Source organism: Pseudomonas sp. 58 R 12, assembly GCF_900005865.1.
In the GTDB taxonomy this organism is placed as follows: domain Bacteria; phylum Pseudomonadota; class Gammaproteobacteria; order Pseudomonadales; family Pseudomonadaceae; genus Aquipseudomonas; species Aquipseudomonas tritici.
In genome coordinates this window covers 87,140-112,042 of sequence record NZ_CVTP01000006.1, presented here as the reverse complement: position 1 = coordinate 112,042, position 24,903 = coordinate 87,140, and the positions used below count along the sequence as shown (strand labels likewise).

Below are 24,903 nucleotides of genomic sequence, written 5' to 3'. Positions count from 1 at the left end.
CATGGCACACGTAGCGCAAATCAAGATCCCCGCCACCTACATGCGTGGCGGCACCAGCAAGGGTGTATTTTTCAGCCTCCAGGACCTGCCCGAAGCGGCGCAAGTACCGGGCGCCGCACGGGATGCCCTGTTGCTGCGGGTGATCGGCAGCCCCGACCCGTATGACAAGCAGATCGACGGTATGGGCGGTGCCACGTCGAGCACCAGCAAAACCGTAATCCTGGCCAAAAGCACCCGCGCCGAGCATGACGTGGACTACCTGTTCGGCCAGGTCTCCATCGACAAACCCTTCGTCGATTGGAGCGGCAACTGCGGCAACCTGTCGGCGGCGGTCGGCGCCTTCGCCATCAGCGCCGGCTTGGTTGACCCCGCCCGCGTGCCCCGTAACGGCGTGGCCGTGGTGCGCGTGTGGCAGGCGAATATCGGCAAGACCATCATCGCCCATGTACCGATCACGGACGGCGCGGTGCAGGAAACCGGCGATTTCGAACTGGACGGCGTGACCTTCCCGGCAGCCGAAGTGCAGTTGGAGTTCATGGACCCCGCGGCGGAAGAAGAGGGCGGTGGTGGCTCGATGTTCCCCACTGGCAACCTGGTAGATGACCTGGAAGTCCCCGGTGTCGGCACCTTCAAGGCGACGCTGATCAATGCCGGCATCCCGACGATTTTCATCAACGCTGAAGACCTCGGCTACACCGGTACCGAGCTGCAAGGCGCAATCAACAGCGATCCGAAAGCGTTGGCCATGTTCGAAACCGTGCGGGGCTACGGCGCGTTGCGCATGGGCCTGATCAAACACCTGGACGAAGCCGCGCAGCGCCAGCACACGCCGAAGGTGGCGTTTGTGGCCAAGCCTTCGGATTACGTGGCTTCCAGCGGAAAGGCGATCAAGGCCGACGATGTGGACTTGCTGGTGCGCGCGCTGTCCATGGGCAAGCTGCACCACGCGATGATGGGCACGGCGGCAGTGGCGATTGGCACTGCAGCGGCCATTTCCGGGACCTTGGTCAACCTCGCAGCCGGTGGTATCGAGCGTAACGCCGTGCGGTTTGGGCATCCGTCCGGCACCTTGCGTGTTGGGGCCGAAGCCACTCAAGTGAATGGCGAATGGATTGTTAAGAAAGCCATCATGAGCCGCAGCGCACGCGTCTTGATGGAAGGTTTCGTCCGCGTGCCCGGCGATTCTTTCTAACTGCCTGCACCGCTCCCACATGGTTTAGTGGTGCATTTCGCATATAGGCAGGCGCCAGACCTGCCGTAACCCGATCAACCGTGACCCGAGGACTACCCCCCACCCATTTTTTGGAGTACTGCCATGAGCGCCAACGTCGACCAGAACAACCGCCCCGACTACGACCAGGTCCTGCAGGACATCGCCGACTACGTCCTCAACTGCCGGATCGACTCGCATGACGCATTGGACACCGCCCGTCATTGCTTGATGGATACCCTCGGTTGCGGCCTGCTGGCCCTGCGTTTCCCCGAGTGCACCAAGCACCTGGGGCCGATCGTCGAGGGCACGGTGGTGCCGTTTGGCGCGCGGGTGCCGGGGACGTCGTTCCGGCTGGACCCGGTCAAGGCGGCGTGGGACATCGGTTGCATCGTGCGTTGGCTCGACTACAACGACACCTGGCTCGCCGCCGAATGGGGTCACCCTTCGGATAACCTCGGCGGCATCCTCGCCGTCGCCGATCACCTGTCGCAAAAGCGCGTGGCCCATGGCGACGCACCGCTGACCGTTCGCACAGTGCTGGAAGCGATGATCATGGCCCACGAAATCCAGGGCGTGATTGCCCTGGAAAACTCGTTCAACCGCGTCGGCCTAGACCATGTGCTGTTGGTGAAAGTCGCCTCCACGGCCGTCACCGCCAAGCTGATGGGCGCCAACCGGGAGCAGTTGCTGGCGGCGTTGTCCCATGCGTTTGTCGATGGGCAGGCGTTGCGCACTTATCGGCATGCGCCGAACGCCGGGTCGCGCAAATCCTGGGCGGCAGGGGATGCGTCGAGTCGGGGCGTGCGGCTGGCAGATATCGCGTTGCGTGGCGAGATGGGTATTCCCGGCGTATTGAGCGCGCCGCAGTGGGGGTTCTACGACGTGCTGTTCAGCCACACCAACAAGGACCAGATGCTCAAGCCGGAGGACAAACGCGCGTTCAGCCTGTCCCAGCCCTACGGCACTTATGTGATGGAGAACGTGCTGTTCAAGATTAGCTTCCCTGCAGAGTTCCACGCGCAAACGGCCTGTGAAGCGGCGGTGACCTTGCATCCATGGGTGAAAGATCGCCTGCATGAAATCGAGCGTATCGTCATTACCACCCACGAGTCGGCGATTCGCATTATCTCCAAGGTCGGCCCACTGGCGAATGCAGCGGACCGTGACCATTGCCTGCAATACATGACTGCGGTACCGCTGGCCTTCGGCAATCTGGTGGCCGAGCAGTACGAAGATGAATTCCACGCCGCGCATCCCATCATCGATCAGTTGCGGGAAAAAATGGTCATCGTCGAAGACCCACGCTACAGCCGTGAATACCTGGAAGCCGACAAGCGTTCCATCGCCAACGCCGTTCAGGTGTTCTTCACGGATGGCAGCAGCACTGAGCAGGTGGCGGTTGAATACCCGATTGGTCATCGTCGGCGCCGGGTGGATGGCATTCCGTTGCTGGAAGACAAGTTCAAGGCCAACCTGGCGACGCGGTTTACCGGCCAGCGCAGCGCTGAGATTTTTGCGTTATGCAAGGACCAGGCGCGACTTGAGGCCACTCCCGTCAATCGGTTTGTGGACCTGTTCGTGATCTAAGCCGTAACAGGGTCAATGTGGGAACTGCGGTTCGACGCTCCCACATTGAATCGTGTTCACTCAAACCGCAGGATCACCCGGCGGTTGTGCTTGCTCTTCTTCTCGATCTTCTCGCAAAACACCCGGCCGATTTCTTCGGTGTTGATCACATGGGTGCCCCCACACGGCTGGATATCAATACCGGCAATTTCAATCACTCGGACCGAGCCCTGAATCACCGGCGGGGCCACGGCTTGTGTGCGGGTGATCTGTAGCAGAGTCGAGTATTCGGAAGCCGGCATCGACAGGGTTTTGACCGCGTGAGCCTGTTCAATCAGCGCATTCAGGTCGCGGGTGATGGTGTCTTTATCGAGGGTCATTTCCGGCAGGTCGAAATCCAGGCGGCCCTTATCCGCGCTGATGCTGCATCCCGTTACCGGTGCGTCGATGATCGAGCACAACAGGTGCAGGCAGGTGTGCATTTTCATGTGCTGGTAACGGCGATCCCAATCGAGTCCGGCGTCCACCTGCACCCCGGCAACCAGTTGCTCGGGGCAGTGTTCCACCTGATGCCAGATGATCGAGCGCAGCACCGGGTCGCGCACCGTGCCCGTCACTTCGACCCGCGTACCGTCCGCCAGTGTGAGGTGGCCGGTGTCGCCTGGCTGCCCGCCACCCGTGGGATAGAACAGCGTGTGCTCCAGGGCAATGCCGTGTTCGCTGACGGCAATCACCCGGGCGCTGAAAGCATTCTGGTAGGGCGCGCTGTCGAACAGCGCCAGGGTTTCCATGGTGTGCACAGACATGTTCAACCTCGCACGATCAGTGGGCTGGCTTGCAGCAGGGAACGCACCATTGCACTCAAGCCAGGAGGTGAGAGCAGGGTGATTTCAAATTCGGGGCCGCAGACCTTCAGGTTCAGTGGCAAGCGTGGCAATTGGTTGCCCGACTCCACCCGGTGCAACCGGAACTGCAGGTGGTGACGCTCTTTTACCGTGGGCTCCAGCATCAGGCCCTGCAAGGGGTGAAAGTCGGCGTCCAGCACCGTCACCTTGTGGCTGACATTGATCTCGCCAACCACATGTAACCGCTCATCCAGGGCGAAGGCGCCGAGGTAGTTGCTGTGGTCCGACTCATCGTTCTTTTGCAGTTGGATCTGGTTCACTACCTTCACTTTGGTGCCGGCGGGAACGTCCTGTGTGATCACGCAGGACGGGCTGATAAATACGTTGTCGCCGATCAGCACATAACCCAGCACGCGGGCGCCGGAGCCGACTTCGACGTTATTGCCCAGGCGCGGGTGACGCTTGCCGTCGGGGTTGTTGGCGATGCCACGGGCGCCCAGGGTGACGCCGCAGAGGATGTAGCAGTCGTTGCCGATCTCGCAGGTTTCGCCGATCACCGTGCCGTAGCCGTGGTCCAGCACGAAGCGTCGGCCGATCCGCGCTGCCGGGTGGATCTCGGCGCCGGAGAGCACTTTGCCCTGGTTGCTGAGCTTGAGCGCGATGCGGGAAAACATCCCGTTGGTCTGGTCGGGAAAATTCCACACCAGGTGCGCCAGGCGGTAATACAGCACCGCCTTGAACGAGGCGTAGGACTCCAGGATCAGCTCGCCGCGCCCACGCGATGCAGGATCGCGGTAGGCGTAGGCGATCAGGTCCTCGGCCACTGCCTGGGCAGCATTCTGGATCAACGGTGCCAGATGCGGTTCCAACTGTTTCATTTGCAAGGGTGTGAGGGTCTTGATGAGGTGAGTGATCAACTCATCGTGCAACTGTTGCATGTCGATAAAGCCGCCCATGGAGGCACCCCCGCATTCTGAATGATTGGAAAACCGATTATTCGAAACTCGGCAGGTAGCTGTCGGCATTGTCGTAGACCATGGTCAACACCACCGTTTCGGGCGGCAGTTCGGGGGCGAGCTTGGCGATGGCCACCATGTTGGCGGCGGAAGACAGGCCCAGGCTGATGGCGTCGGTGCGCATGATGCGTTTCATCATGTCGATGCACGCCTGGCGCGAGACCTTGAGCATGCCGTCGATCACCTTCAGGTTGAGGATGCTCGGGATCAGGCCGATCGACAGGCCCTGGATGTGGTGCGGCGCATGCTGGTCTTTCAGCAGGTCGCATTCTTCCGGTTCCACGCCCATGACGCGAAGGGCTGGCCAGGCGGCTTTCAGCGTTTCGCCGATGCCGGTGATGTGCCCGCCGGTGCCGATGCCGCTGACAAAATAGTCCACACGAAGATCACCAAACGCACGGAGGATTTCCGGTGCGGTGGTGTCGCGATGGGTTTGCGGGTTGGCGCCGTTGCGCTGCTGGTTGAGCATCACGTAGCTGGGGTTTTCCAGCTGCAGTTCCATGCACTTTTCGCCGTGGGAATTGTTACCCAAGCGACTGTCCGACAGCACCACCTTGGCCCCGTACAAACGCAGCAACTTCTGTTTTTCGGGGCTGTAGTTGTCGGGGATCACCAGCACGACTTTGTAGCCCAGCACATTGCCGGCCATGACCAGGCCAATGCCGGTATTGCCGCCGCTGGGCTCGATGATGGTTTGCCCGGAGTCGCGGATCAGCACACCCCGGCGTTCGGCGTCGAGGATCATGCCCAGCGCGATGCGCGCCTTGTGGCTGCCGCCCGGGTTGAGGGATTCCAGCTTGGCATACACTTCGATGCCCAGGTCTTCGGAAAACTGCGCCAGGCGCACGATCGGCGTATGGCCGATCACGTCGAGAATGGAGTTATGCAACATCAGTCAGCTCCCGGCTCAGTACAAAGGCATGTCGGGTTCGACGTCGCGAACCCAGTGTTTCATGCCGCCTTGCAGGACTTTGGTGTTAGCGAAGCCGGCTGCCAGCAAGGTACTGGCGGCTTGTTCGGCCCGGGTCCCGGCGTAGCAGATCAGGTAGTGGGTGTTGTCCCGACTGAGGCTGTCCAGGTGCCCATCCAGTTCGGCGAGGGGGATGTGCACCACGCCCGGCAATTTGCACACTTCCAGTTCGCTGGCGTCACGCACGTCCAGCAGTACGTCGGCGCTGCGTGGGTGGTCGAGCAGTTGCTTGAGCACGCGGGGCTTGATGTAGCGTTCTTCGGCCAGTGAAGGCTTGTTCGGTACGGCGTCGGCGCAGACCGCTGGTGTGTGGGGCTGGCTGTGGCGCAGTTCCGAGCAGCACGGGCAATCGGCGCGGCGCTTGAAGCGGATCTCGCTGAACTTCATCGCCAGCGCATCGAAACGCATCAAGCGGCCGGACAAAGGCTCGCCAATGCCGATCAGTAGCTTGATGGCCTCGGTCGCCTGGATCATCCCGACCACGCCGGGCAGTACGCCGATCACGCCACCGGCGCTGCAATTGGGTGCCAGTTCGGCAGGCGGCGCGCTGGGGAACAGGCAGCGGTAGCATGGGCCGCCTTTGTAGTTGAGCACGCTGATCTGCCCGTCGAAGCGGTAGATGGCGCCGTACACCAAGGGCTTGCCGAGTTGCACGCAGGCGTCGTTGACCAAATAGCGGGTGTCGAAATTGTCGGTGCCGTCGATCACCAGGTCGTAGGCGCCCACCAGTTCCAGGGCGTTGTCGGCATTCAGGGCGGTGTCGTGGGCATTGATCTGGATATGACTGTTGAGGTCTTGCAGGCGCTGCTTGGCCGATTCGACCTTTGGCATGCCCAACGTGCTGTTGCCGTGGACGATCTGGCGTTGCAGGTTGCTGCTTTCCACCACATCGAAGTCCACCAGCCCCAGGGTGCCGATGCCGGCGGCTGCCAGGTACAGGCTGATCGGCGAACCCAGGCCACCGGTGCCGATGATCAGCACCTTGGCTTTCTTGAGGTTCAACTGACCTTCGCGACCGACACCCGGCAGGGTGATGTGGCGCACATAGCGCTGTACTTCCTCGTTGCTCAAAGCGTCGACGTCGATGCCGCCCGACGTGGCGAGCAGTACTTCGATTCTGGCTTTTTCCGGCAGCCGTTCATCGGGATCAACCAGCGCCTCCTCAGCGGTAAACAGGAAGTGTTCCTTGAGCTGGTTGTTCTTCTCGTGAAACAGGTGCGGACGCAATTGCGGGTGGCTGCTGCAGAGGTTTTCAATGACTTCGCGCAATGTCGATCCGGTGCCCTCGAGGGTCGATTCCGGCAGCTTGGCCACGCGAACCAGAATGTCAGGGAAAGAGACAGCGTTCATGGACAACTCCGTGTGCAGGTCGTTGAAAGGTTTAAGGGCGAAATGCTTGCCGTCCCAGGCAAACAGCTTGGAGCCCAGGGCCTGGCCCTGGCGAACGTCTACCACCAGGTAGCTGACGGGGTAGATCGGCTCGCCCATGAACAGTGCCTTGTCCTGGTCTTCGTCGCTGAAATAGGCACCCACATCCGGATGGGAGTGGTAGATCACCACCACCGGGTTGTCGCTGCGAAACGCCTTGTTCATCAGCAGGGTGTCGGCCACCGAAAACGTGTAGCCATTGGCCGCGCTGCGCGGGTACATCTCAGGGTTCTTGCGGTGCAGCTCATTCTGGATATTGCTGCCCAGGTACACGCTGCCGTCGGCGAAGACAAAGCCACAGCACTCCTCGGGGTAGCTGCGGCTGGCGTGGGCGTAAATCTGTTCCAGGGCTTTTGGGCGGAGGACGTCCATGTTTCTCTCGCGTTGCTCATGTTGATGGGAAAGGAGGGTCAATTTTTCTTGGCCATGAGTTTCTCGATGGGCAATTTGGTAATCGCAAAGCCGGCCAGCAGAATGGCCGAATACAGCATCAGGTCGCGGGAAATCGCCAAGCCTTCGTACCAGGCACCGATGATCACCGCGAACACCGGAAAGATGATGAACACGAACGACAGGATGATCGGGCTCAAGCGCTTGAGCAGCATGAAGTACACGATGAACCCACCCACTGAAGCCACCAGCCCCAGGTAGAACAGGGCACTCCAGGAGCGCAGGGTGATGTCTTCGAATGTCGGCGTTTCAAACCACAAGCCGGCGACGAACAGCATCATCCCGGCAATGCCGATGGGCAAAGTGTTGTAGGTAATAACGCTGATGGCGCTGCCTTTTTGCTTGGTAATCACGTAGCACAAGGCATGCATGATCGCGGCGGTCAGGATCGCCAGGACGCCAAAGAACTCCGCGTGGTCCAGGTGCAGGCCCTGGCTCTTGATGATCATGTAGAGGCTGCCGAAGCCGATACCGATGCCGACCACCTGGGAAAAGTAGATACGTTCGCGCAGGAACAGCGCGGAGAAAATCAGGATGAATACCGGCATGCAGCTGAATAACAGCGCTGTGAGGCCAGATGAGACATGCATCTCGCCGTAGTTGAGCAGGTAGTAGGGCACGCTGAAGTAGGACAAGGTCACGAACACGAAGAACCAGCGGCTCTCACGGGGAAACAGGATCGGCTCGCGACGCACCATGGCAAAACACAGGAACAGCGGGAAGGCGATGAGGAAGCGCAAACCGGCGGAGGTCAGTGGAGGAACGCTCTCCACGGCAATCTTGATCCCCAGCCAGGTTGTGCCCCAGCTCAGGCACACGATCAGGAACATCACGCTGGTGACCAAGCCAGCCAACCACTGTTTTTGGGTTTTTGTCTTGGCAGTGTTTTCGAGAACGGCGGACATTGGCATCGTTTATTGCTTCCCTGAGCCGGAATTGAACTCTATATTGAGCTTGTAATGAGTTGTAAAATTCGGCGATTGAACCCGTAAAAGCACACTATTAGGGCGAAAGATGGCTGTCAAAACAAATATTGACATGGTGTCAATTATGCGTGATGGGTTGTCCAACGGGCAGGGCGTGAAGTACAAGCGCCTGTCCGATGTCATGGAACGGGGCATCCTTGAAGGCTTGATTGAACCCGGACGAAAACTGCCGCCCCATCGGGTGCTTTCCGACAATCTTGGCGTCACCATCGGCACGATCAGCCGCGCTTACGGCGAGCTGGAACGCCTGGGGTTAGTTGTCGCGCGGGTCGGTGACGGCACGTTCGTGCGCAAGCGTGGAATGGAGCGCCAGCGCGATGAAGGTTTTCGCAACTTCAGCGAAGAGCCGCGCCAGTTTTTCGACATGAGCCGCAACATGCACATCCCGGGGCAGGAAACGCTGTTTCTGGCCCAGAGCTTCCAAACCCTGTCGACCAACGCCAAGTTCCTCCAGGACATCAGTGCCTACACCCCGGACGCCGGCCTGCCGCGCTACCGTGAAGCCGGTGCGCAGTGGCTGGTGCAGCGTGATTTTCATCCGATCCCCGAGCAAGTCATCTGCGTCAACGGCGGCCAGCATGGCTTGCTGTGCTCGATGATGGCGCTGTTGCGGGCCGGCGATACGGTGGTCACCGAACAACTGACTTACCCCGGCTTGATCACCGCCGCGCGCATGCTGGGTATCCGGTTGATCGGCCTGGAAATGGACGAAGAAGGTGTGCTGCCGAGCGCGCTGGATGAAGTCTGTCGTAATCACCGGGTCTCAGCGCTGTATTGCACGCCGACGATCCAGAACCCGACCACCGCGGTGCTCTCGGTGGCGCGTCGCGAAGCCTTGGTCAGGGTGTGTCGGGAACACAACCTGCTGATTCTTGAGGATGAGGCCCACGGGGTGCTGGTCGAAGACCGACCGCCGCCCCTCAGCCATTTCGCCCCCGAGCGTGCGATTTTGATCAGTAGCCTGAGCAAGGCGGTGTCGGCCGGGCTGCGTGTGGGCTATGTGCATGCGCCGCCGGCGTTGGTCAGCCGTATTTCGGCGGCGCTGCGTTCTACCTGCTGGATGGCCACGCCCGTCACCCTTGAGCTGGCCACCCAGTGGATTGAAAACGGCACGGCGGAATACCTGTTGCGCCAGCAGATCAATGAGATCAGCCGGCGTAAGGCGCTGGTACGTGATCTTCTGGCGGGCCTGGAATACCGCACCCACCTCAACAGCCCGCATTTCTGGATTGAAGTGCCGGAGCCGTGGCGTGCGTCGGAAATCGAGGCGGAGCTCAGGCAGAACAACTACTTGATTGCTACGGCCGAGGCGTTTGCCGTGGGGCAGACGGCAGTGCCGCAGTTTATTCGGGCGAGTATCTGTAATACGTCGGGGGATGATCAATTGTTGCGGGCGGGGTTTGATGCGTTGGCCACGGCGCTGGGGCAGGGGGGCGGGCGGTTTCATTTGTAGGCAGGCTTACCGAGTTATCGTTCTTCGCAGGCAAGCCAGCTCCCACATTTGACCGAGTTCCAACTTTGGAATGCAGTCAAATGTGGGAGCTGGCTTGCCTGCGATAGCGTCAGTCCGGTCAATCGATTATTTGAATCGGCGCTCCACCCCTTTCTCCACCAAAATCTTCGCCGAAATCTCTTCCACCGAAAAATGCGTGGAATTGATATGCGCAATATTCTCGCGACGGAACAGATTTTCTACCTCGCGCACCTCGAACTCGCACTGGGCATAACTGGAATAGCGGCTATTGGGCTTGCGCTCATTGCGGATCGCAGTGAGGCGGTCCGGGTCAATAGTCAGGCCAAACAGCTTGTGCGAATGCGCGCGCAGGGCGGCCGGCAGCGTCAAGTGCTCCATGTCATCTTCGGTCAGCGGGTAGTTGGCCGCACGAATGCCGAATTGCATAGCCATGTACAGACAGGTCGGGGTCTTGCCGCAACGCGACACGCCCACCAGGATCAGGTCGGCTTTGTCGTAATAGTGAGTGCGGGCGCCGTCATCGTTGTCGAGGGCGAAGTTGACGGCCTCGATCCGCTCCATATAGTTGGAGTTATGACCAATGGAATGGGACTTTCCTACTGAATAGGAGGAGTGTTCACTCAACTCCTGCTCCAGCGGCGCCAGGAACGTCGAGAAGATGTCGATCATGAAACCATTGGAGGTTGCGAGGATCTCACGGATGTCTTGATTGACGATGGTGTCAAAAATGATCGGCCGAAAGCCGTCTTTTTCAGCCGCCAGATTGATTTGTTGTACCATGGCCCGCGCTTTATCCACGCTGTCGATATAGGGCCGCGTGAATTTGGCGAAGGTATTGTTTTCGAACTGCGCGAGCAGGCTTTGACCCAATGTTTCGGCTGTGATGCCGGTGCCGTCGGAGATAAAGAAAGCAGATCGTTTCATTTGAGCCCTGGGCCTTAAGCTGATGGCGAATCTTGGATATGATAGGCGCGATTTTGCCGTCCCGCAGTGGGCCGCATTCTCACTTATTTTCCAGGTCCAGGCCACAAGCGCTGGCGAATGCTCCTACTGAGCTGCCGGCGTCCTGAGCTTTTCCAACACAGTTAGTGGAGAGATCACCTTGGTAGAGTACGTAGTTTCCCTCGATAAGCTCGGCGTCCATGATGTAGAGCACGTGGGGGGCAAGAACGCATCCCTCGGCGAGATGATCAGTAATCTTGCAGGCGCAGGTGTGTCGGTGCCCGGTGGTTTCGCCACCACGGCCCAGGCTTACCGCGATTTCCTCGAACTGAGCGGCCTTAACGCTCAGATCCACGCCGCGCTGGACGCTCTGGACGTCGATGACGTCAACGCCCTGGCCAAGACTGGCGCCCAGATCCGTAAGTGGATTATGGAAGCCGAGTTCCCCGAGAAGCTCAACGAAGAAATCCGCGTCGCCTTCGCTACCCTGTCGGCTGGCAACCCGGACATGGCCGTCGCCGTGCGCTCGTCGGCCACCGCCGAAGACCTGCCAGACGCCTCTTTCGCCGGCCAGCAAGAGACCTTCCTGAACATCCGCGGCGTGGAAAACGTGATCCGCGCAGCCAAGGAAGTCTTCGCCTCGCTGTTTAACGATCGCGCGATTTCCTACCGTGTGCACCAAGGTTTCGACCACAAGCTGGTGGCCTTGTCCGCCGGTGTACAGCGCATGGTGCGCTCGGAAACCGGCACCGCCGGTGTGATGTTCACCCTGGATACCGAATCGGGCTTCCGTGACGTGGTGTTCATCACCGGTGCCTACGGCCTGGGCGAAACCGTTGTACAAGGCGCGGTCAACCCAGACGAATTCTACGTACACAAGCACACCCTTGAAGCCGGCCGTCCGGCCATCTTGCGCCGCAACCTGGGCAGCAAGGCCATCAAGATGATCTACGGCGACGAGGCCAAGGCCGGTCGCTCGGTTAAGACCGTTGATGTCGACAAGGCCGAGCGCGCGCGTTTCTGCCTGACCGACGCTGAAGTCAGCGAATTGGCTAAGCAAGCGATGATCATCGAAAAGCACTACAAGTGCCCGATGGACATCGAATGGGCCAAAGACGGTGATGACGGCAAGCTGTACATCGTGCAGGCCCGTCCGGAAACCGTGAAGAGCCGCACTTCGGCCAATGTCATGGAACGCTACCTGCTGAAAGAAACCGGCACCGTACTGGTGGAAGGCCGTGCCATCGGCCAGCGCATCGGCGCCGGCAAGGTGCGGATCATCAAGGACGTGTCCGAAATGGACAAAGTCCAGCCAGGTGACGTACTGGTTTCCGACATGACCGACCCGGACTGGGAACCGGTGATGAAACGCGCCAGCGCCATCGTCACCAACCGGGGTGGGCGTACCTGCCACGCGGCGATCATCGCTCGTGAGCTGGGGATTCCTGCGGTAGTGGGTTGCGGTAACGCCACCCAACTGCTCAAGGACGGTCAGGGCGTGACGGTTTCCTGCGCCGAAGGTGACACCGGCTTTATCTTTGAAGGCGAACTGGGCTTCGATATCAAGCAGAACTCCATCGACGCCATGCCTGACCTGCCGTTCAAGATCATGATGAACGTCGGCAACCCGGACCGTGCCTTTGACTTCGCGCAGTTGCCGAACGCCGGCGTGGGCCTGGCCCGCCTGGAATTCATCATCAACCGCATGATCGGCGTGCACCCCAAGGCCCTGTTGAACTACGACGGCCTGCCGCTGGATATCAAAGAAAGCGTCGACAAGCGCATCGCTGGCTATAACGATCCGGTGGGCTTCTACGTCGAGAAGCTGGTGGAAGGCATCAGCACCCTGGCGGCGGCGTTCTACCCGAAAAAGGTCATCGTGCGCCTGTCGGACTTCAAGTCCAACGAATACGCCAACCTGATCGGCGGCAAACTCTACGAGCCGGAAGAAGAAAACCCGATGTTGGGCTTCCGTGGCGCCTCGCGTTACATCAGCGAAGCGTTCCGTGACTGCTTCGAACTCGAGTGCCGCGCCCTCAAGCGCGTGCGCAACGAGATGGGCCTGACCAACGTCGAGATCATGGTGCCGTTCGTGCGCACCTTGGGCGAAGCGAGCCAGGTGGTTGACCTGCTGGCGGAAAACGGCCTGTCCCGTGGCGAGAACGGCCTGCGCGTCATCATGATGTGCGAACTGCCGTCCAACGCCATCCTGGCTGAAGAATTCCTGGAATTCTTCGACGGTTTCTCCATCGGCTCCAACGACCTGACCCAACTGACCCTGGGCCTGGATCGCGACTCCGGGATCATCGCTCACCTGTTCGACGAGCGTAACCCTGCCGTCAAGAAGTTGCTGGCCAACGCCATCCAGGCCTGTAACAAGGCCGGCAAGTACATCGGTATCTGCGGCCAAGGTCCTTCCGATCACCCGGATCTGGCCAAATGGCTGATGGAACAGGGCATCGAAAGTGTCTCGCTGAACCCCGATTCCGTGCTGGAAACCTGGTTCTTCCTGGCGGAAGGCCAAGCGCCGGCCTAAGGTCGTCACGTCAAAAGTGCCGGTCACCCGCTGAGGGTGACTGGCATTCTTATCTGTGCAGGGCGGAACTCCTTCCGGACGCCGCCCTTTTTTGTGCAAGAGCATTATGCAAAGCAGCAGCAACCTGTTTCCCGTCGCCCTGATCAGCGCTGAACGTCGTGGCGACCTGAGTGAAGATGTGTACCGCCTCAAGCCCGGCAACAGCCCCGACGGCACCGTCGAGTTGGCGGTTACCCGTTTGGGCTTGGCCGATGTCCCGGAAAGCCGGGGCATTCCGGTTATTTTGTTGCATGGCAGTTTTTCCAATCGGCGCTTCTGGTACTCGCCCAAGGGGATTGGCCTGGGCGCTTATCTGGCACGCCAGGGCTTTGATGTGTGGATCCCGGAAATGCGCGGTCACGGCCTGTCCAAGCGCAATCATCACTACGCGCGCAACCGCGTCGCGGACTATGCACGCTATGACTTACCGGCCATTGGCGCGTTTGTGCGTGAGCAAAGCGGGCAGATTCCACACTGGATCGGCCACTCCCTGGGGGGGACGAGCCTGGCGGCGGCCTTGGGTGGGCAGCACCTTGGCGCGCCGGCAGTGGCTTCAGTGGCACTGTTTGGCTGTCAGGTCAGTCGCACCCACTGGCCGTTGAAACTGCCCCCGGTGGAATGGACGGGCCGCTTGCTCTTGAAACGCTTCGGCGAGCTGTCTGGTTCGCGCTTCAAGCGCGGCCCGGAGGACGAGCCTGCGGGCGTGTTGATCGAGGCGATGCGCTGGAATGGCCTGTTCGGGCGGTTTGGCGAAGGTAAACACGACTGGTGGAAAGGCTTGGCAAGCATCGATGTACCGCTGCTGGCTGTCAGTGCTGCCGGGGATCATCAAGACCCCGACTGGGCCTGCCGCACGTTGTTCGAGCAAGTCGGCTCCGAGCACCGCCAATACTTGTGCCTGGGCCGCCAACAAGGGTTCAGCGGGGATTTCGGGCATGTGGAAATGCTCGTCAGCAAAGCCGCGCAGGTCGAAGTGTGGCCATTGGTGGCGCAGTGGCTGAAAGATCCGCTCACACCCTTGACTGGCGCGCAAGCCGAGGTATTGGCCGAGGTTTGAAGGAGCGCTCTGCCAAGGGCGTTTCACTCGTGTGTGGTTGCGGCTAAGATATGACGCGTTAAACGCTTCTGGTCATATTCAGTCGCGCAGTGGCTATTGCGTTGCGGCGAAGCGGATGGGATGTTTCGCACCTGCTTGGCCTGGCGCTTCTTTCGAAAGACACCTCTTTGACAGAAAGGAATTTTTCAATGAACCATTACGTGACTCCCGACCTGTGCGACGCCTACCCGGACCTGGTGCAAGTGCTGGAGCCGATGTTCAGCAATTTCGGCGGCCGAGATTCGTTTGGCGGCGAGATTGTCACCATCAAATGCTTCGAAGATAACTCCCTGGTCAAGGAACAAGCCGACCAGCCTGGCGCTGGCAAGGTGCTGGTGGTCGACGGGGGTGGTTCGCTGCGCCGCGCGCTGCTGGGCGACATGATTGCCGAGAAAGCCGCGAAAAACGGCTGGGAAGGCCTGGTGATCTACGGCTGCATCCGTGACGTCGATGTGATCGCCCAGACCGACCTGGGTGTTCAGGCGCTGGCCAGCCATCCGATGAAGACTGACAAGCGCGGTATCGGTGACCTGAACGTAGTGGTCACGTTTGCAGGCGTGACGTTTCGCCCGGGTGAATACGTATACGCCGATAACAACGGCGTGATCGTTTCACCCAGCCCGCTGAAAATGCCTGAATAAGACAGGAGTGAGGATGTTCGAGGAAGAAAACGCGCAATGGGGGCTGGTGCATGCCCTGGTGCTGGACGGTAAAGGCGGTGCGCGTTCGATTGCCCGGACTGAGCTCGATGATTTGCAACTGCAGCCCCAGGAAAGCCTCTGGCTGCATTGGGATCGCAGCCACCCGCAGACCCAGACCTGGTTGCGTAAATCCAGTGGGTTGAGTGAGTTCGCCTGTGACCTGTTGCTGGAGGAAAACACCCGGCCGCGTCTGTTGCCGCTGCCGGATTCGGAATTGCTGTTGTTCCTGCGTGGGGTCAACCTCAACCCGGGCGCAGAACCGGAAGATATGGTTTCGGTGCGTATTTTCGCAGCGGCCAGCCGTGTGATTTCCCTGCGATTGCGCCCGTTGCGCGCCACTGATGAGCTGCTGGTGCAATTGGCGGACGGTAAGGGGCCTAGAACCGCTTCGGAACTCATCCTTTATATGGCGCAGTACCTGACCCATAAAGTGCAGGATTTGGTCGCCGACCTGTCGGAAGTCGTCGACGCCGAGGAAGAAAAACTCGATACCGACGAACGGTATACCCCGGAACATGGCAGCATTTTGCAGATCCGCCGGAGAGCGGCCGGGCTGAAGCGATTCCTCGCGCCGCAGCGGGATATTTTTGCCCAGCTCACACGCATCAAATTAGCGTGGTTCTGTGACGACGATGCCGACTACTGGAACGAATTGAACAACAGCCTGACCCGTTATCTGGAAGAGCTCGAATTGACCCGAGAGCGCGTGGGGCTTGTGCTTGAGGCCGAAGATCGGCGCTTGAGCGTGCGTATGAACCGCACCATGTACCGCTTCGGGATCATTACCGGGATCTTCCTGCCGATGAGTTTTCTCACCGGTCTGCTGGGTATAAATGTGGGGGGGATTCCGTTCTCCGCCAGCCCCTATGGATTCATGATTGCGTGCCTGTTGATGGCCTCGGTTGCGCTCGGCCAGTGGTGGCTTTTTCGACGATTGCGCTGGGTTTGAGCTGAATATGAGCTGAACGTAGGAAGGGGCCTATGTGACCCCAAGAATTTTACCCTCGTCTTTTAAATCACTTGCGAGAGGTCTATATGCACGATCCGTTCGAACAGTCTTTGCGTGACATGCTCAATGCCTCGCCGTCCAACCGTGACGACGATGCTTGCCTGGGTCGCGTGTTGAAAACCGCCAACCGTCAGGTGGGTGCGGGTGACCTGTTCGGTCTGCTCGGCCGCTGGGTACCGGCGTTGATGATGGCCCTGAACAACGGTTCGGCCCACGTATCGCCGGTTTCCCGTCGTAAACCTCTTGCTCGCACTGCTGATAAGGCTGATTGAATATGGAACTTGATCTCTGGACCCAGAGCCTGGTCACTGCGATGACTGCATTGTGGACCAAGGTGGCGAATTTCATTCCCAACCTGTTTGGTGCACTGGTACTGGTACTGCTGGGCTTTGTCGTGGCCAAGTTGCTCGACACCCTGCTGTCCAAGCTGCTTGCAAAATTGGGCCTCGACCGCTTGATGGCAGGCACTGGCCTGACTAAGCTGCTGGGCCGCGCAGGGCTGCAGGTGCCGATCTCCACATTGATCGGCAAGATCGTTTATTGGTTTGTTTTGCTGATTTTTCTGGTTTCTGCGGCTCAATCCCTTGGACTTGAGCGAGTTTCAGCTACGCTCGACATGCTGGCGCTGTATTTGCCGAAAGTTTTCGGCGGCGCGCTGGTACTGCTGGTAGGCGTTTTGCTGGCGCAATTGGCCAATGGGCTGGTGCGCGGCGCCGCTGAAGGAGTGGGGCTGGACTATGCCGCCGGTCTTGGGCGAATTGCTCAGGGACTGGTGATCATCATCAGTATTTCGGTCGCGATCAGCCAGTTGGAGGTCAAGACTGACCTGCTCAACCACGTGATTGTGATCGTTTTGATTACCGTTGGTCTGGCCGTTGCGCTGGCCATGGGCTTGGGAAGCCGGGAAATTGCCGGTCAGATTCTTGCGGGAATCTATGTGCGTGAGCTGTATCAGGTAGGGCAACAGGTGCGTGTGGGCGAGGTCGAAGGGCAAATCGAAGAGATCGGCACAGTCAAGACGACCGTGCTCACCGATGACGGCGACCTGGTGTCGTTGTCCAATCGGATTCTCCTCGAGCAGCAGGTCAGTAGCCGCTAATCCGGAAAACCCTGCTAATGTACGCCGCCGCGAACCCGGCTGACCGGGCTGTGGCGGACATTGACCTGACTGTCGGCACGACTTGTTTTGAATAAAGCCCAAACGCTGTCCACGCGCTATGACCCCCGTGAGCTCTCTGATGAGGAGTTGGTCGCGCGCTCGCACACGGAGCTGTTTCACGTAACTCGTGCGTATGAAGAATTGATGCGCAGATATCAACGCACTCTGTTCAACGTTTGTTCAAGGTATTTAGGGAACGATAGAGATGCGGATGATGTCTGTCAGGAAGTGATGCTCAAGGTGCTTTACGGCCTGAAGAACTTCGAGGGCAAATCGAAGTTCAAGACGTGGCTGTACAGCATCACGTACAACGAGTGCATCACGCAGTATCGGAAGGAACGGCGAAAGCGTCGCTTGATGGACGCCTTGAGTCTTGACCCCCTTGAGGAGGCGTCTGAAGAAAAGGCGCCGGCACCCGAGGATAAGGGCGGACTTGATCGCTGGTTGGTGTATGTGAACCCGATTGACCGCGAAATTCTGGTGCTACGATTTGTCGCAGAGCTGGAATTTCAGGAAATCGCTGACATCATGCACATGGGTTTGAGTGCTACAAAAATGCGTTACAAACGTGCTCTTGATAAATTACGTGAGAAATTTGCGGGCGAGACTGAAACTTAGTGCGTGGCAAATATCTCTTACGTGTAGGCAAGTTCTGTTAGACTTGTCGCCGAGTTGTCCCCCGGTTTGTGGGACTGCTTTACAATCACCAGATGGGGATTTAACGGATGAAACTGAAAAACACCTTGGGCTTGGCCATTGGTTCTCTTATTGCCGCTACTTCTTTCGGCGTTCTGGCACAAGGCCAAGGCGCAGTTGAAGGCGAGCTGTTCTACAAGAAGCAGTACAACGATAGCGTCAAGCACATCGAAGACGGCTTCAATCCTGGCGCTCGCATCGGTTACTTCCTGACCGACGACCTGTCCTTGAACCTGTCCTACGACAAGACCAACCACACCCGTTCGAACGACGGTACTGGTAACCAGAAGATCAAAGGCGATACCGGCAGCCTGGTTGCCCAGTATCACTTCGGTCAAGCTGGCGTAGACAGCCTGCGTCCGTACGTAGAAGGCGGTTTCGGCCACCAGAGCCGTACCAACGTTCAAGCTGACGGCCACAGCGGTCGCGACCAGACCACTTTCGCTACCGTTGGTACTGGCGTGAAGTACTACTTCACCAACAACCTGTACGCTCGTGCCGGTGTTGAAGCTGACTACGGTCTGGACAACGGCAAGTGGGACTACTCCGCACTGGTCGGCCTGGGCGTGAACTTCGGCGGTAACGCTGGCGCAGCAGCTCCAGCTCCTACCCCAGCACCAGCTCCAGAGCCAACTCCAGAGCCAGAAGCTCCAGTTGCTCAGGTTGTTCGTGTTGAGCTGGACGTTAAGTTCGACTTCGACAAGGCTGTTGTTAAGCCTAACAGCTACGGCGACGTTAAAAACCTGGCCGACTTCATGGCTCAGTACCCAGCTACCAACGTAGAAGTTGCTGGTCACACTGACTCCGTAGGTCCAGACGCTTACAACCAGAAGCTGTCCCAGCGTCGTGCTGACGCTGTTAAGCAAGTCCTGGTTAAAGACGGCGTTGCTCCAAGCCGTGTAACTGCAGTAGGTTACGGCGAATCCCGCCCAGTTGCTGACAACGCAACTGAAGCTGGTCGCGCTGTTAACCGTCGCGTAGAAGCGTCGGTTGAAGCTACCGCTCAGTAATTACTGAGTTGTAGAAAAAAGCCCGGCTTAGGCCGGGCTTTTTTTCGCCTGGGATTTGCCTAGGCTCCGGCCGCTTCTGCCAGGCAAACAGCCTGTTCGGTGGCGGCAACGCGGCCGATCACCAGGATTGCCGGGCTCTTCAGGGCAAACGCACGGGCATCCTCATGCATATGGGACAGATCACTGCGGCATTCCCTTTGCTGCGGCAACGATGCATTTTCAATCATCGCCACCGGCATATCCGGCGTCATCCCGCCATCCAGCAATTGCTGGCGAATTTCCTCCAGTTTCGCCACGCCCATATACACCACCAAGGTTGTCCCGCCCTCTGCCAGCGCACGCCAATTCAGGCTGCTGTCGTCCTGAGTGTGCGCCGTGACCAGGGTCACGCCACGGCTTACCCCGCGTAACGTCAACGGAACCGCGCAATTCGTAGCGCCGGCCAAGCCGGCAGTAATCCCGTTGACCAATTCCACCTCGACGCCTCGCTCACGCAACCACACTGCTTCTTCACCACCGCGGCCGAAAATGCACGGGTCGCCACCCTTGAGCCGCACCACGCATTTGCCTTGGCGCGCATAACGCAGCATCAGGCGGTGGATAAAATCCTGTGGAGTCGAGCGACAGCCACCGCGTTTGCCCACGGTAATCACCCGCGCTTGAGCACAGTGTTCCAGCACCGCCGGGCTGACCAGATCATCGATCAGTACCACATCGGCTTCGCGCATGGCCCGAACGGCCTTGAGGGTCAACAGCTCCGGGTCACCGGGACCTGCGCCTACCAGCCAGACTTTTGCGTTCATAGGTTTTTCCTCGTCCAGGGATGACGTCAGCTGTGAAAGAGTGAGTACAACAGCACCAGGTTGATCAGCATTGAGATCAACCCCAGCGCGCGCCAGACCTTCAAGGGTTCACGCTCCAGCAACGGCCTGGGGCGGATGCTCAGTTCCTGCCGGTCAGCCTGTTCCAGCACCCGCAACCACTCTTCGGCGGTTTCATAGCGGTTTGTCGGATGGGCAGCCACGGCCCTTTCCAGGCTCAGGGGCAACCAATCCGGCAGGTCGGGGCGATAGCGGCTGGCGCTGACAGGGTGGGTAAACCTTGGCCGTTGGAAGGCTTCGATTTCACCGTAGGGGTAATGCCCGGTCAGCAGGTAATAAAGGGCGACGCCGACACTGTATAAATCCTGTTGGGCCGTAGGACGGTCGCCATTGAATGCCTCCGGTGCTATGAAGCTTGGCGTGCCCGGCAGTGCATGGGGATGGTCTTCCGACAGGCCTGGGCAGTACGCCAGGCCGAAATCCAGCACCCGCAGTTCGCCGTCGTCCCCCAGCAGGAGGTTTTCCGGCTTGATATCACGGTGCAGGATCTGCCGCCGATGCAGCATCCCCACCGCCCGCAGCAAGCGTTCGGCCATAGACTGCCATTGCGCCAGGGGCAATGGACCTTGGCGCTGGAACAGTTCAGCCAGGGTTTCACCGGAATATTCACGCATCACGTAGTACAGATGCTGGCGCCCGCTGGCGACATGCACTTCAGGAAATGCCCGCCCTGCAACCCGCCTTAAAAACCATTCCTCCGACAGCAATGCCTGGCCGGCGTCGCGATCATCGTCACGGCTCAACGGCAGGGTTTTCAGCAGCCAGGGTTGCTGCTGGGCGTCCCTTACCCGGTACAACAACGACTGTCGGCTTTGCGCCAGAACGGTCTCCACGTGCCAGCCTTCGAAGTGTTGCCCGGCTTTCAGCGGTGGTGGCAGGGGCCATTGCTGCAACTGCACCAAGGCGTCGCCGAGCGTGGCTGCACCTAGGCTGTCGATGCGCACCAGCAGTGCGCTGGCATTGTCTTGGCTGCCGGCCAGGTGTGCGGCGCTCACCAGCGTGTTGACCGCCAGATCCAGGTCCGTTTGCTCGCGTAAAATCGCGCGGATGCTCTGATCACCCAACGTCGCCCATACGCCATCACTGAGCAGCAGGAAACATTCGCCTTCGCGCAGTTGGCCGTCGAGAAAATCCAACACCAGGTGTTGATCCAGGCCGAGCGCGCGCTTGAGCACATGTTGCATGCCCGGTTGTTCCCACACGTGATCCTCGCTGATGCGCTGCAATTCGCCATCCAGCCAACGATAGGCCCGGCAATCGCCGACGTGCGCCAGGGTAAAGCGCTGGCCGCGAAACACCAGGGCGCTGAGGGTGGTCAGCAAGGGCTGACCACCGCCATTCGCCTGCAGCCAGCGATTCTGTGCCAGCAGCAAACGTTCCAGGGCCTGGGCCACGCCCCAGGTTTGCGGCGTGGCGTAGTAATCCAACGCCAGCGCCTGCAGGGTCGAGCGCGCGGCCAGACCACCGTCGGCGCACTGGCTTACGCCGTCGGCGATGGCGCACAAGTAACCTTTGCTCGCCGCCAGTTCGGCCACAGGAGTCACCACCCGCAGCGCGTCCTGGTTTTCCGCCCGTGGGCCGATGGCACTGGCTTGGGCGACGCTCAGTTGCAGGCTCATCAGACCCGCGCAGCCGTCACGGCAGCCGAGCCCCAGGTGGTCCTCCAGCGACGCTTCACGCCATGCAAGCCGAACCAGGCCAACACGCCCAGGCTGGCGAACAGCCACAGGGCCAATTGATAGCTGCCGGTGCTTTGTTTGATCGCGCCCATGCCCGCCGCCAAAGCAAAACCGCCGATACCGCCGGCCATGCCGATCAGGCCGGTCATCACGCCGATCTCGCGACGGAAACGCTGTGGCACCAGTTGGAACACCGCGCCATTCCCGGCACCCAGGCCGAGCATCGTGCAGACGAAAAGTGCCAGTGCCGCGTAGGAACTCGGTAGGTTGAAACCCACCGCTGCGATACAAATCGCCGCCACGCTGTACATGCCCAACAGGGTACGAATCCCGCCGAAACGGTCCGCCAAGGCGCCACCCAGGGGGCGCATCAGGCTGCCGCCGAACACGCAGGCGGCGGTGTAGTAACCGGCGGTCACCGGGCTCAGGCCGTACTGGTCGTTGAAGTAGCCGGGCAGGGCGCTGGCCAGGCCGATAAACCCGCCAAAGGTCACGCTGTAGAAAAACATGAACCACCAGCTGTCACGGTCGCCCAGGGCCTTGAAGTAGTCAGCCATGGATTTGGCTTTCGGGCGTTCAGGGGCGTTGCGCGCCAGCCAGGCAAAGACAATCAGGGTCAACACCAGTGGAATCACGGCAAAGCCGAAGACGTTGTTCCAGCCAAAAGCGGCCGCCAGCACAGGCGCCAACAATGCGGCGAATACAGTGCCGGAGTTGCCCGCGCCGGCGATGCCCATGGCCTTGCCCTGGTGTTCTGCCGGGTACCATTGGGAGGCCAGTGGCAGTGCGACGGCAAACGATGCGCCGGCCATGCCGAGGAACACGCCCAACAGCAAGGCTTGCTCGTAACTGTGGATTCCCAGCTTCCAGGCGACGAACAGGGCGCAGATCACAATCACCTGGCCAATCAGCCCCGCGGTCTTCGGCGACAGCTTGTCAGCCAGCATCCCCATCAGAAAGCGCAAAATCGCACCGGCGAGGATGGGCGTTGCGACCATCAGGCCGCGTTGTTGAGTGGTCAAGTGCAAGTCGGCGGCAATTTGTATCGCCAGTGGGCCCAGCAGGTACCAGACCATGAAGCTCAGGTCGAAATACAGGAACGCGGCAAACAGGGTCGGGGTGTGCCCGGATTTCCAGAAGCTTGATTTCATCACGCACCTCAACGGTTGGGAGTCTTGTAAGAAGGCCTGGTGATGGAACAGCCGGTTAAGGCCGCCCCACCGGCCCCTTTAGCGGGGGCCAAAACGAAAAAACGCCGCCACCGGGTTCGCGAGGGCAAACCGGGTGTGCGACGTCTTTGTCGTGGAGGGGCAACCGCCGTTGGCTACCTGTGATGTTTACTTAGCAAGAGCTGCGCCACATCAGCCGAGCAACTCACTCATGGCGATAATCTGCTCCGCCACCTGGATCAGTTTCTGCTGGCGACTCATGGCCTGCCGGCGCATCAAGGTGTAGGCCTCTTCCTCATTGCATTCCTTCATTTTCATCAGCATGCCCTTGGCCAGCTCGATGCGCTTGCGTTCGGCCAGTTGCTGGTCTCGAGCGTGAAGCTGAGCGCGCAAGGCCTGGTCGCTTTCGAAGCGCGCCATGGCCACATCGAGGATCGGCTGCAGGCGCTCGGCCTGGATGCCTTCGACGATATAAGCGCTGACACCGGATTTGATTGCCTGGCGCATCACGCTTGGGTCGTGTTCGTCGGTGAACATCACAATCGGCCGGGGTTGGTCGCGGCTGACCAATACCACTTGCTCCATCACATCACGGCCCGGTGACTCGGTATCGATCAGGATCACGTCCGGGCGCACTGTTTCGACGCGTGCGGGCAGGTCGATGGTCAAGCCGGACTCGTCGATGACTTCAAAACCGGCCTCGATCAGCGCCGTCCTAAGTCGGCCGACTTTGCGCGGTGTGTCGTTGATCAACAGGATTCGCAGCATGGAAGTCCTCCTGTCAGCGCAAGGCTTGGCGGTGGGTGGTGTTGGCCAGGGCATGCAGGCGGAAGCTGCGGGCATAGCCGGCGGGGTCGGAACCGTCCCAGATTTTGCCGTCGATCAGTTGGCTGCTGCGCATGTCCTGGTCTTTCGCCGTGATACCTAGCGCGTCGGCCGCCTGGCGAAACAGCGGCAACTGCTGCACTTGGCGCGCAACGCCGAGATAGTCCGGGTCTTCACGCAGCAGGCCCCAGCGCCGAAACTGGGTCATGAACCACATGCCGTCAGAGAGGTAGGGCAGGTTCACCTCGCCATCAGCAAAAAAGCGCAAGGCGTGGGGATCCTGCCACCGGTTGCCCAGGCCATCGTCGTAGGCGCCGAGCAGGCGCGGTTCGATGCAGTCGAGTGGGGCGTCGAGGTACTCGCGGCCACTGAGCAGTTGCGCGGTGGAACGGCGGTTTTCGGTGCTTTCTTCGATAAATCGACTGGCCTCCAGGATCGCCATTACCAGTACGCGCGCGGTGTTGGGGTACTGGTCGACAAACGCCTGGGTACAGCCGAGCACCTTTTCTGGATGATCCGGCCAGATCGCCTGGGTTGTTGCCAGGGTAAACCCTTGGTTTTGCTTGACCGCACTGGCGCACCAGGGTTCGCCGACGCAAAAACCATCGATGCGTCCGGCGTGCAGGTGCGCAACCATTTGCGGTGGCGGGACCACCACGCTGTCCACATCCCGCAAGGGATGAATGCCTTGGCTCGCCAGCCAGTAATACAACCACATGGCGTGGGTGCCTGTGGGAAAGGTCTGAGCAAAGGTCAGTTTTGTTCGGCTTTGGTGCACATGGCGTTCCAGTGCCTCAGGAGTGATCACCCCTTGTTGCTGCAACCCGTGGGACAGGTTGATGCTCTGGCCGTTCTGGTTAAGCCCCATCAGTACCGCCATGTCGGTGGACGCTACGCCGCCGATGCCCAGGTGCACGGCATAAATCAGCCCGTACAGGCTGTGGGCGGCGTCCAGTTCGCCGCTGACCAGTTTGTCGCGCAGGTTGGCCCAGGACGATTGGCGCTTGAGGTTCAGGGTCAGGCCATAGGGTTGAGCGAAGCCCTGGGTGGCCGCTACCACTATTGATGCGCAGTCGCTCAAAGCCATGAAGCCCAGGTCGATGCTGCTCTTTTCCGGGGCATCACTGCCGTTGACCCACGCCAGTGGGTCGTTCATCGGGCTGTTGCCAACAGAATCGTTCATCAATACCTACCTTTTTTTTCAAAAAAAAGC

General features: G+C 59.7%; 22 protein-coding genes. 11 read left to right on the top strand and 11 right to left on the bottom strand.

Annotated elements, in window-relative coordinates; translation table 11 throughout:
- Nucleotide 1 precedes the first annotated feature (1 nt).
- Both prpF and prpD read left to right on the top strand, forming a co-directional pair.
- Complete coding sequence (prpF, locus tag BFP95_RS02750) at nt 2–1,192, top strand: 2-methylaconitate cis-trans isomerase PrpF (protein WP_065873900.1); 1,191 nt, start codon at nt 2–4, stop codon at nt 1,190–1,192.
- Between the two features lie 123 nt (nt 1,193–1,315).
- Complete coding sequence (gene prpD, locus BFP95_RS02745) at nt 1,316–2,800, top strand: 2-methylcitrate dehydratase (protein WP_065909227.1); 1,485 nt, start codon at nt 1,316–1,318, stop codon at nt 2,798–2,800.
- A 56-nt stretch (nt 2,801–2,856) separates the two neighbouring features.
- Here the strand turns inward: prpD and BFP95_RS02740 are convergent, their stop codons facing one another.
- The 5 genes from BFP95_RS02740 to BFP95_RS02720 are packed head-to-tail and all read right to left on the bottom strand — an operon-like array spanning nt 2,857 to nt 8,342.
- Nucleotides 2,857–3,585: an alanyl-tRNA editing protein gene (locus BFP95_RS02740; RefSeq protein WP_065873898.1), complete on the bottom strand. Its 729-nt coding sequence runs from the start codon at nt 3,583–3,585 to the stop codon at nt 2,857–2,859.
- Nucleotides 3,586–3,587: 2 nt separating this feature from the next.
- Nucleotides 3,588–4,580 (bottom strand): serine O-acetyltransferase, encoded by a 993-nt coding sequence (locus BFP95_RS02735; protein WP_065873897.1) that lies wholly within the window; start codon nt 4,578–4,580, stop codon nt 3,588–3,590.
- A gap of 37 nt (nt 4,581–4,617) precedes the next feature.
- Nucleotides 4,618–5,532 (bottom strand): PLP-dependent cysteine synthase family protein, encoded by a 915-nt coding sequence (locus BFP95_RS02730; protein WP_065873896.1) that lies wholly within the window; start codon nt 5,530–5,532, stop codon nt 4,618–4,620.
- Between the two features lie 15 nt (nt 5,533–5,547).
- Entirely contained in the window at nt 5,548–7,410 is a 1,863-nt protein-coding gene (moeB, locus tag BFP95_RS02725; protein ID WP_065873895.1) for a molybdopterin-synthase adenylyltransferase MoeB, read from the bottom strand.
- Between the two features lie 38 nt (nt 7,411–7,448).
- Nucleotides 7,449–8,342, bottom strand: coding sequence for a DMT family transporter (locus tag BFP95_RS02720; protein ID WP_175403055.1), 894 nt, complete (start codon nt 8,340–8,342; stop codon nt 7,449–7,451).
- A gap of 160 nt (nt 8,343–8,502) precedes the next feature.
- Between BFP95_RS02720 and BFP95_RS02715 the strand changes: the two genes are divergently transcribed.
- Nucleotides 8,503–9,927 (top strand): aminotransferase-like domain-containing protein, encoded by a 1,425-nt coding sequence (locus tag BFP95_RS02715; protein ID WP_065909226.1) that lies wholly within the window; start codon nt 8,503–8,505, stop codon nt 9,925–9,927.
- A 126-nt stretch (nt 9,928–10,053) separates the two neighbouring features.
- On the opposite strand, the gene BFP95_RS02710 is transcribed toward BFP95_RS02715, so the two are convergent.
- Entirely contained in the window at nt 10,054–10,872 is an 819-nt protein-coding gene (locus BFP95_RS02710; protein WP_027603681.1) for a posphoenolpyruvate synthetase regulatory kinase/phosphorylase PpsR, read from the bottom strand.
- Between the two features lie 178 nt (nt 10,873–11,050).
- Between BFP95_RS02710 and ppsA the strand changes: the two genes are divergently transcribed.
- The 8 genes from ppsA (at nt 11,051) to BFP95_RS02670 (ending at nt 19,136) form a co-directional block, all read left to right on the top strand.
- Entirely contained in the window at nt 11,051–13,426 is a 2,376-nt protein-coding gene (gene ppsA, locus BFP95_RS02705) for a phosphoenolpyruvate synthase (RefSeq protein ID WP_065873892.1), read from the top strand.
- Nucleotides 13,427–13,532: 106 nt separating this feature from the next.
- Nucleotides 13,533–14,522, top strand: a complete 990-nt coding sequence (locus BFP95_RS02700; RefSeq protein WP_065909224.1) for an alpha/beta fold hydrolase — start codon at nt 13,533–13,535, stop codon at nt 14,520–14,522.
- 188 nt (nt 14,523–14,710) lie between these two features.
- Complete coding sequence (rraA, locus tag BFP95_RS02695; protein WP_049711998.1) at nt 14,711–15,202, top strand: ribonuclease E activity regulator RraA; 492 nt, start codon at nt 14,711–14,713, stop codon at nt 15,200–15,202.
- Nucleotides 15,203–15,215: 13 nt separating this feature from the next.
- Nucleotides 15,216–16,211, top strand: a complete 996-nt coding sequence (locus BFP95_RS02690; protein ID WP_065881271.1) for a zinc transporter ZntB — start codon at nt 15,216–15,218, stop codon at nt 16,209–16,211.
- An 86-nt stretch (nt 16,212–16,297) separates the two neighbouring features.
- On the top strand, nt 16,298–16,543 hold the full coding sequence (locus tag BFP95_RS02685) for a hypothetical protein (RefSeq protein WP_025854229.1): 246 nt from the start codon (nt 16,298–16,300) through the stop codon (nt 16,541–16,543).
- A 2-nt stretch (nt 16,544–16,545) separates the two neighbouring features.
- Nucleotides 16,546–17,370: a mechanosensitive ion channel family protein gene (locus BFP95_RS02680; protein WP_003175519.1), complete on the top strand. Its 825-nt coding sequence runs from the start codon at nt 16,546–16,548 to the stop codon at nt 17,368–17,370.
- 87 nt (nt 17,371–17,457) lie between these two features.
- Complete coding sequence (sigX, locus tag BFP95_RS02675) at nt 17,458–18,048, top strand: RNA polymerase sigma factor SigX (protein ID WP_049712000.1); 591 nt, start codon at nt 17,458–17,460, stop codon at nt 18,046–18,048.
- 107 nt (nt 18,049–18,155) lie between these two features.
- Complete coding sequence (locus tag BFP95_RS02670) at nt 18,156–19,136, top strand: OmpA family protein (RefSeq protein WP_065873888.1); 981 nt, start codon at nt 18,156–18,158, stop codon at nt 19,134–19,136.
- 59 nt (nt 19,137–19,195) lie between these two features.
- On the opposite strand, the gene cobA is transcribed toward BFP95_RS02670, so the two are convergent.
- The 5 genes from cobA to BFP95_RS02645 all read right to left on the bottom strand — a co-directional run bounded on the left by cobA (nt 19,196) and on the right by BFP95_RS02645 (nt 24,873).
- Nucleotides 19,196–19,939 (bottom strand): uroporphyrinogen-III C-methyltransferase, encoded by a 744-nt coding sequence (cobA, locus tag BFP95_RS02665; RefSeq protein ID WP_065909222.1) that lies wholly within the window; start codon nt 19,937–19,939, stop codon nt 19,196–19,198.
- Nucleotides 19,940–19,965: 26 nt separating this feature from the next.
- Nucleotides 19,966–21,636 carry a bifunctional protein-serine/threonine kinase/phosphatase gene (locus tag BFP95_RS02660; RefSeq protein ID WP_065909219.1) on the bottom strand — a complete coding sequence of 557 codons (1,671 nt, stop codon included), beginning with the start codon at nt 21,634–21,636 and terminating at the stop codon, nt 19,966–19,968.
- Nucleotides 21,636–22,847, bottom strand: coding sequence for a nitrate/nitrite transporter (locus tag BFP95_RS02655; protein WP_065873885.1), 1,212 nt, complete (start codon nt 22,845–22,847; stop codon nt 21,636–21,638). Before BFP95_RS02655 ends, BFP95_RS02660 begins: the two co-directional genes overlap by 1 nt.
- 210 nt (nt 22,848–23,057) lie before the next feature.
- Nucleotides 23,058–23,633 (bottom strand): ANTAR domain-containing response regulator, encoded by a 576-nt coding sequence (locus BFP95_RS02650; RefSeq protein ID WP_065873884.1) that lies wholly within the window; start codon nt 23,631–23,633, stop codon nt 23,058–23,060.
- Nucleotides 23,634–23,646: 13 nt separating this feature from the next.
- Complete coding sequence (locus BFP95_RS02645) at nt 23,647–24,873, bottom strand: CmpA/NrtA family ABC transporter substrate-binding protein (protein WP_065909217.1); 1,227 nt, start codon at nt 24,871–24,873, stop codon at nt 23,647–23,649.
- Nucleotides 24,874–24,903: the final 30 nt, after the last annotated feature.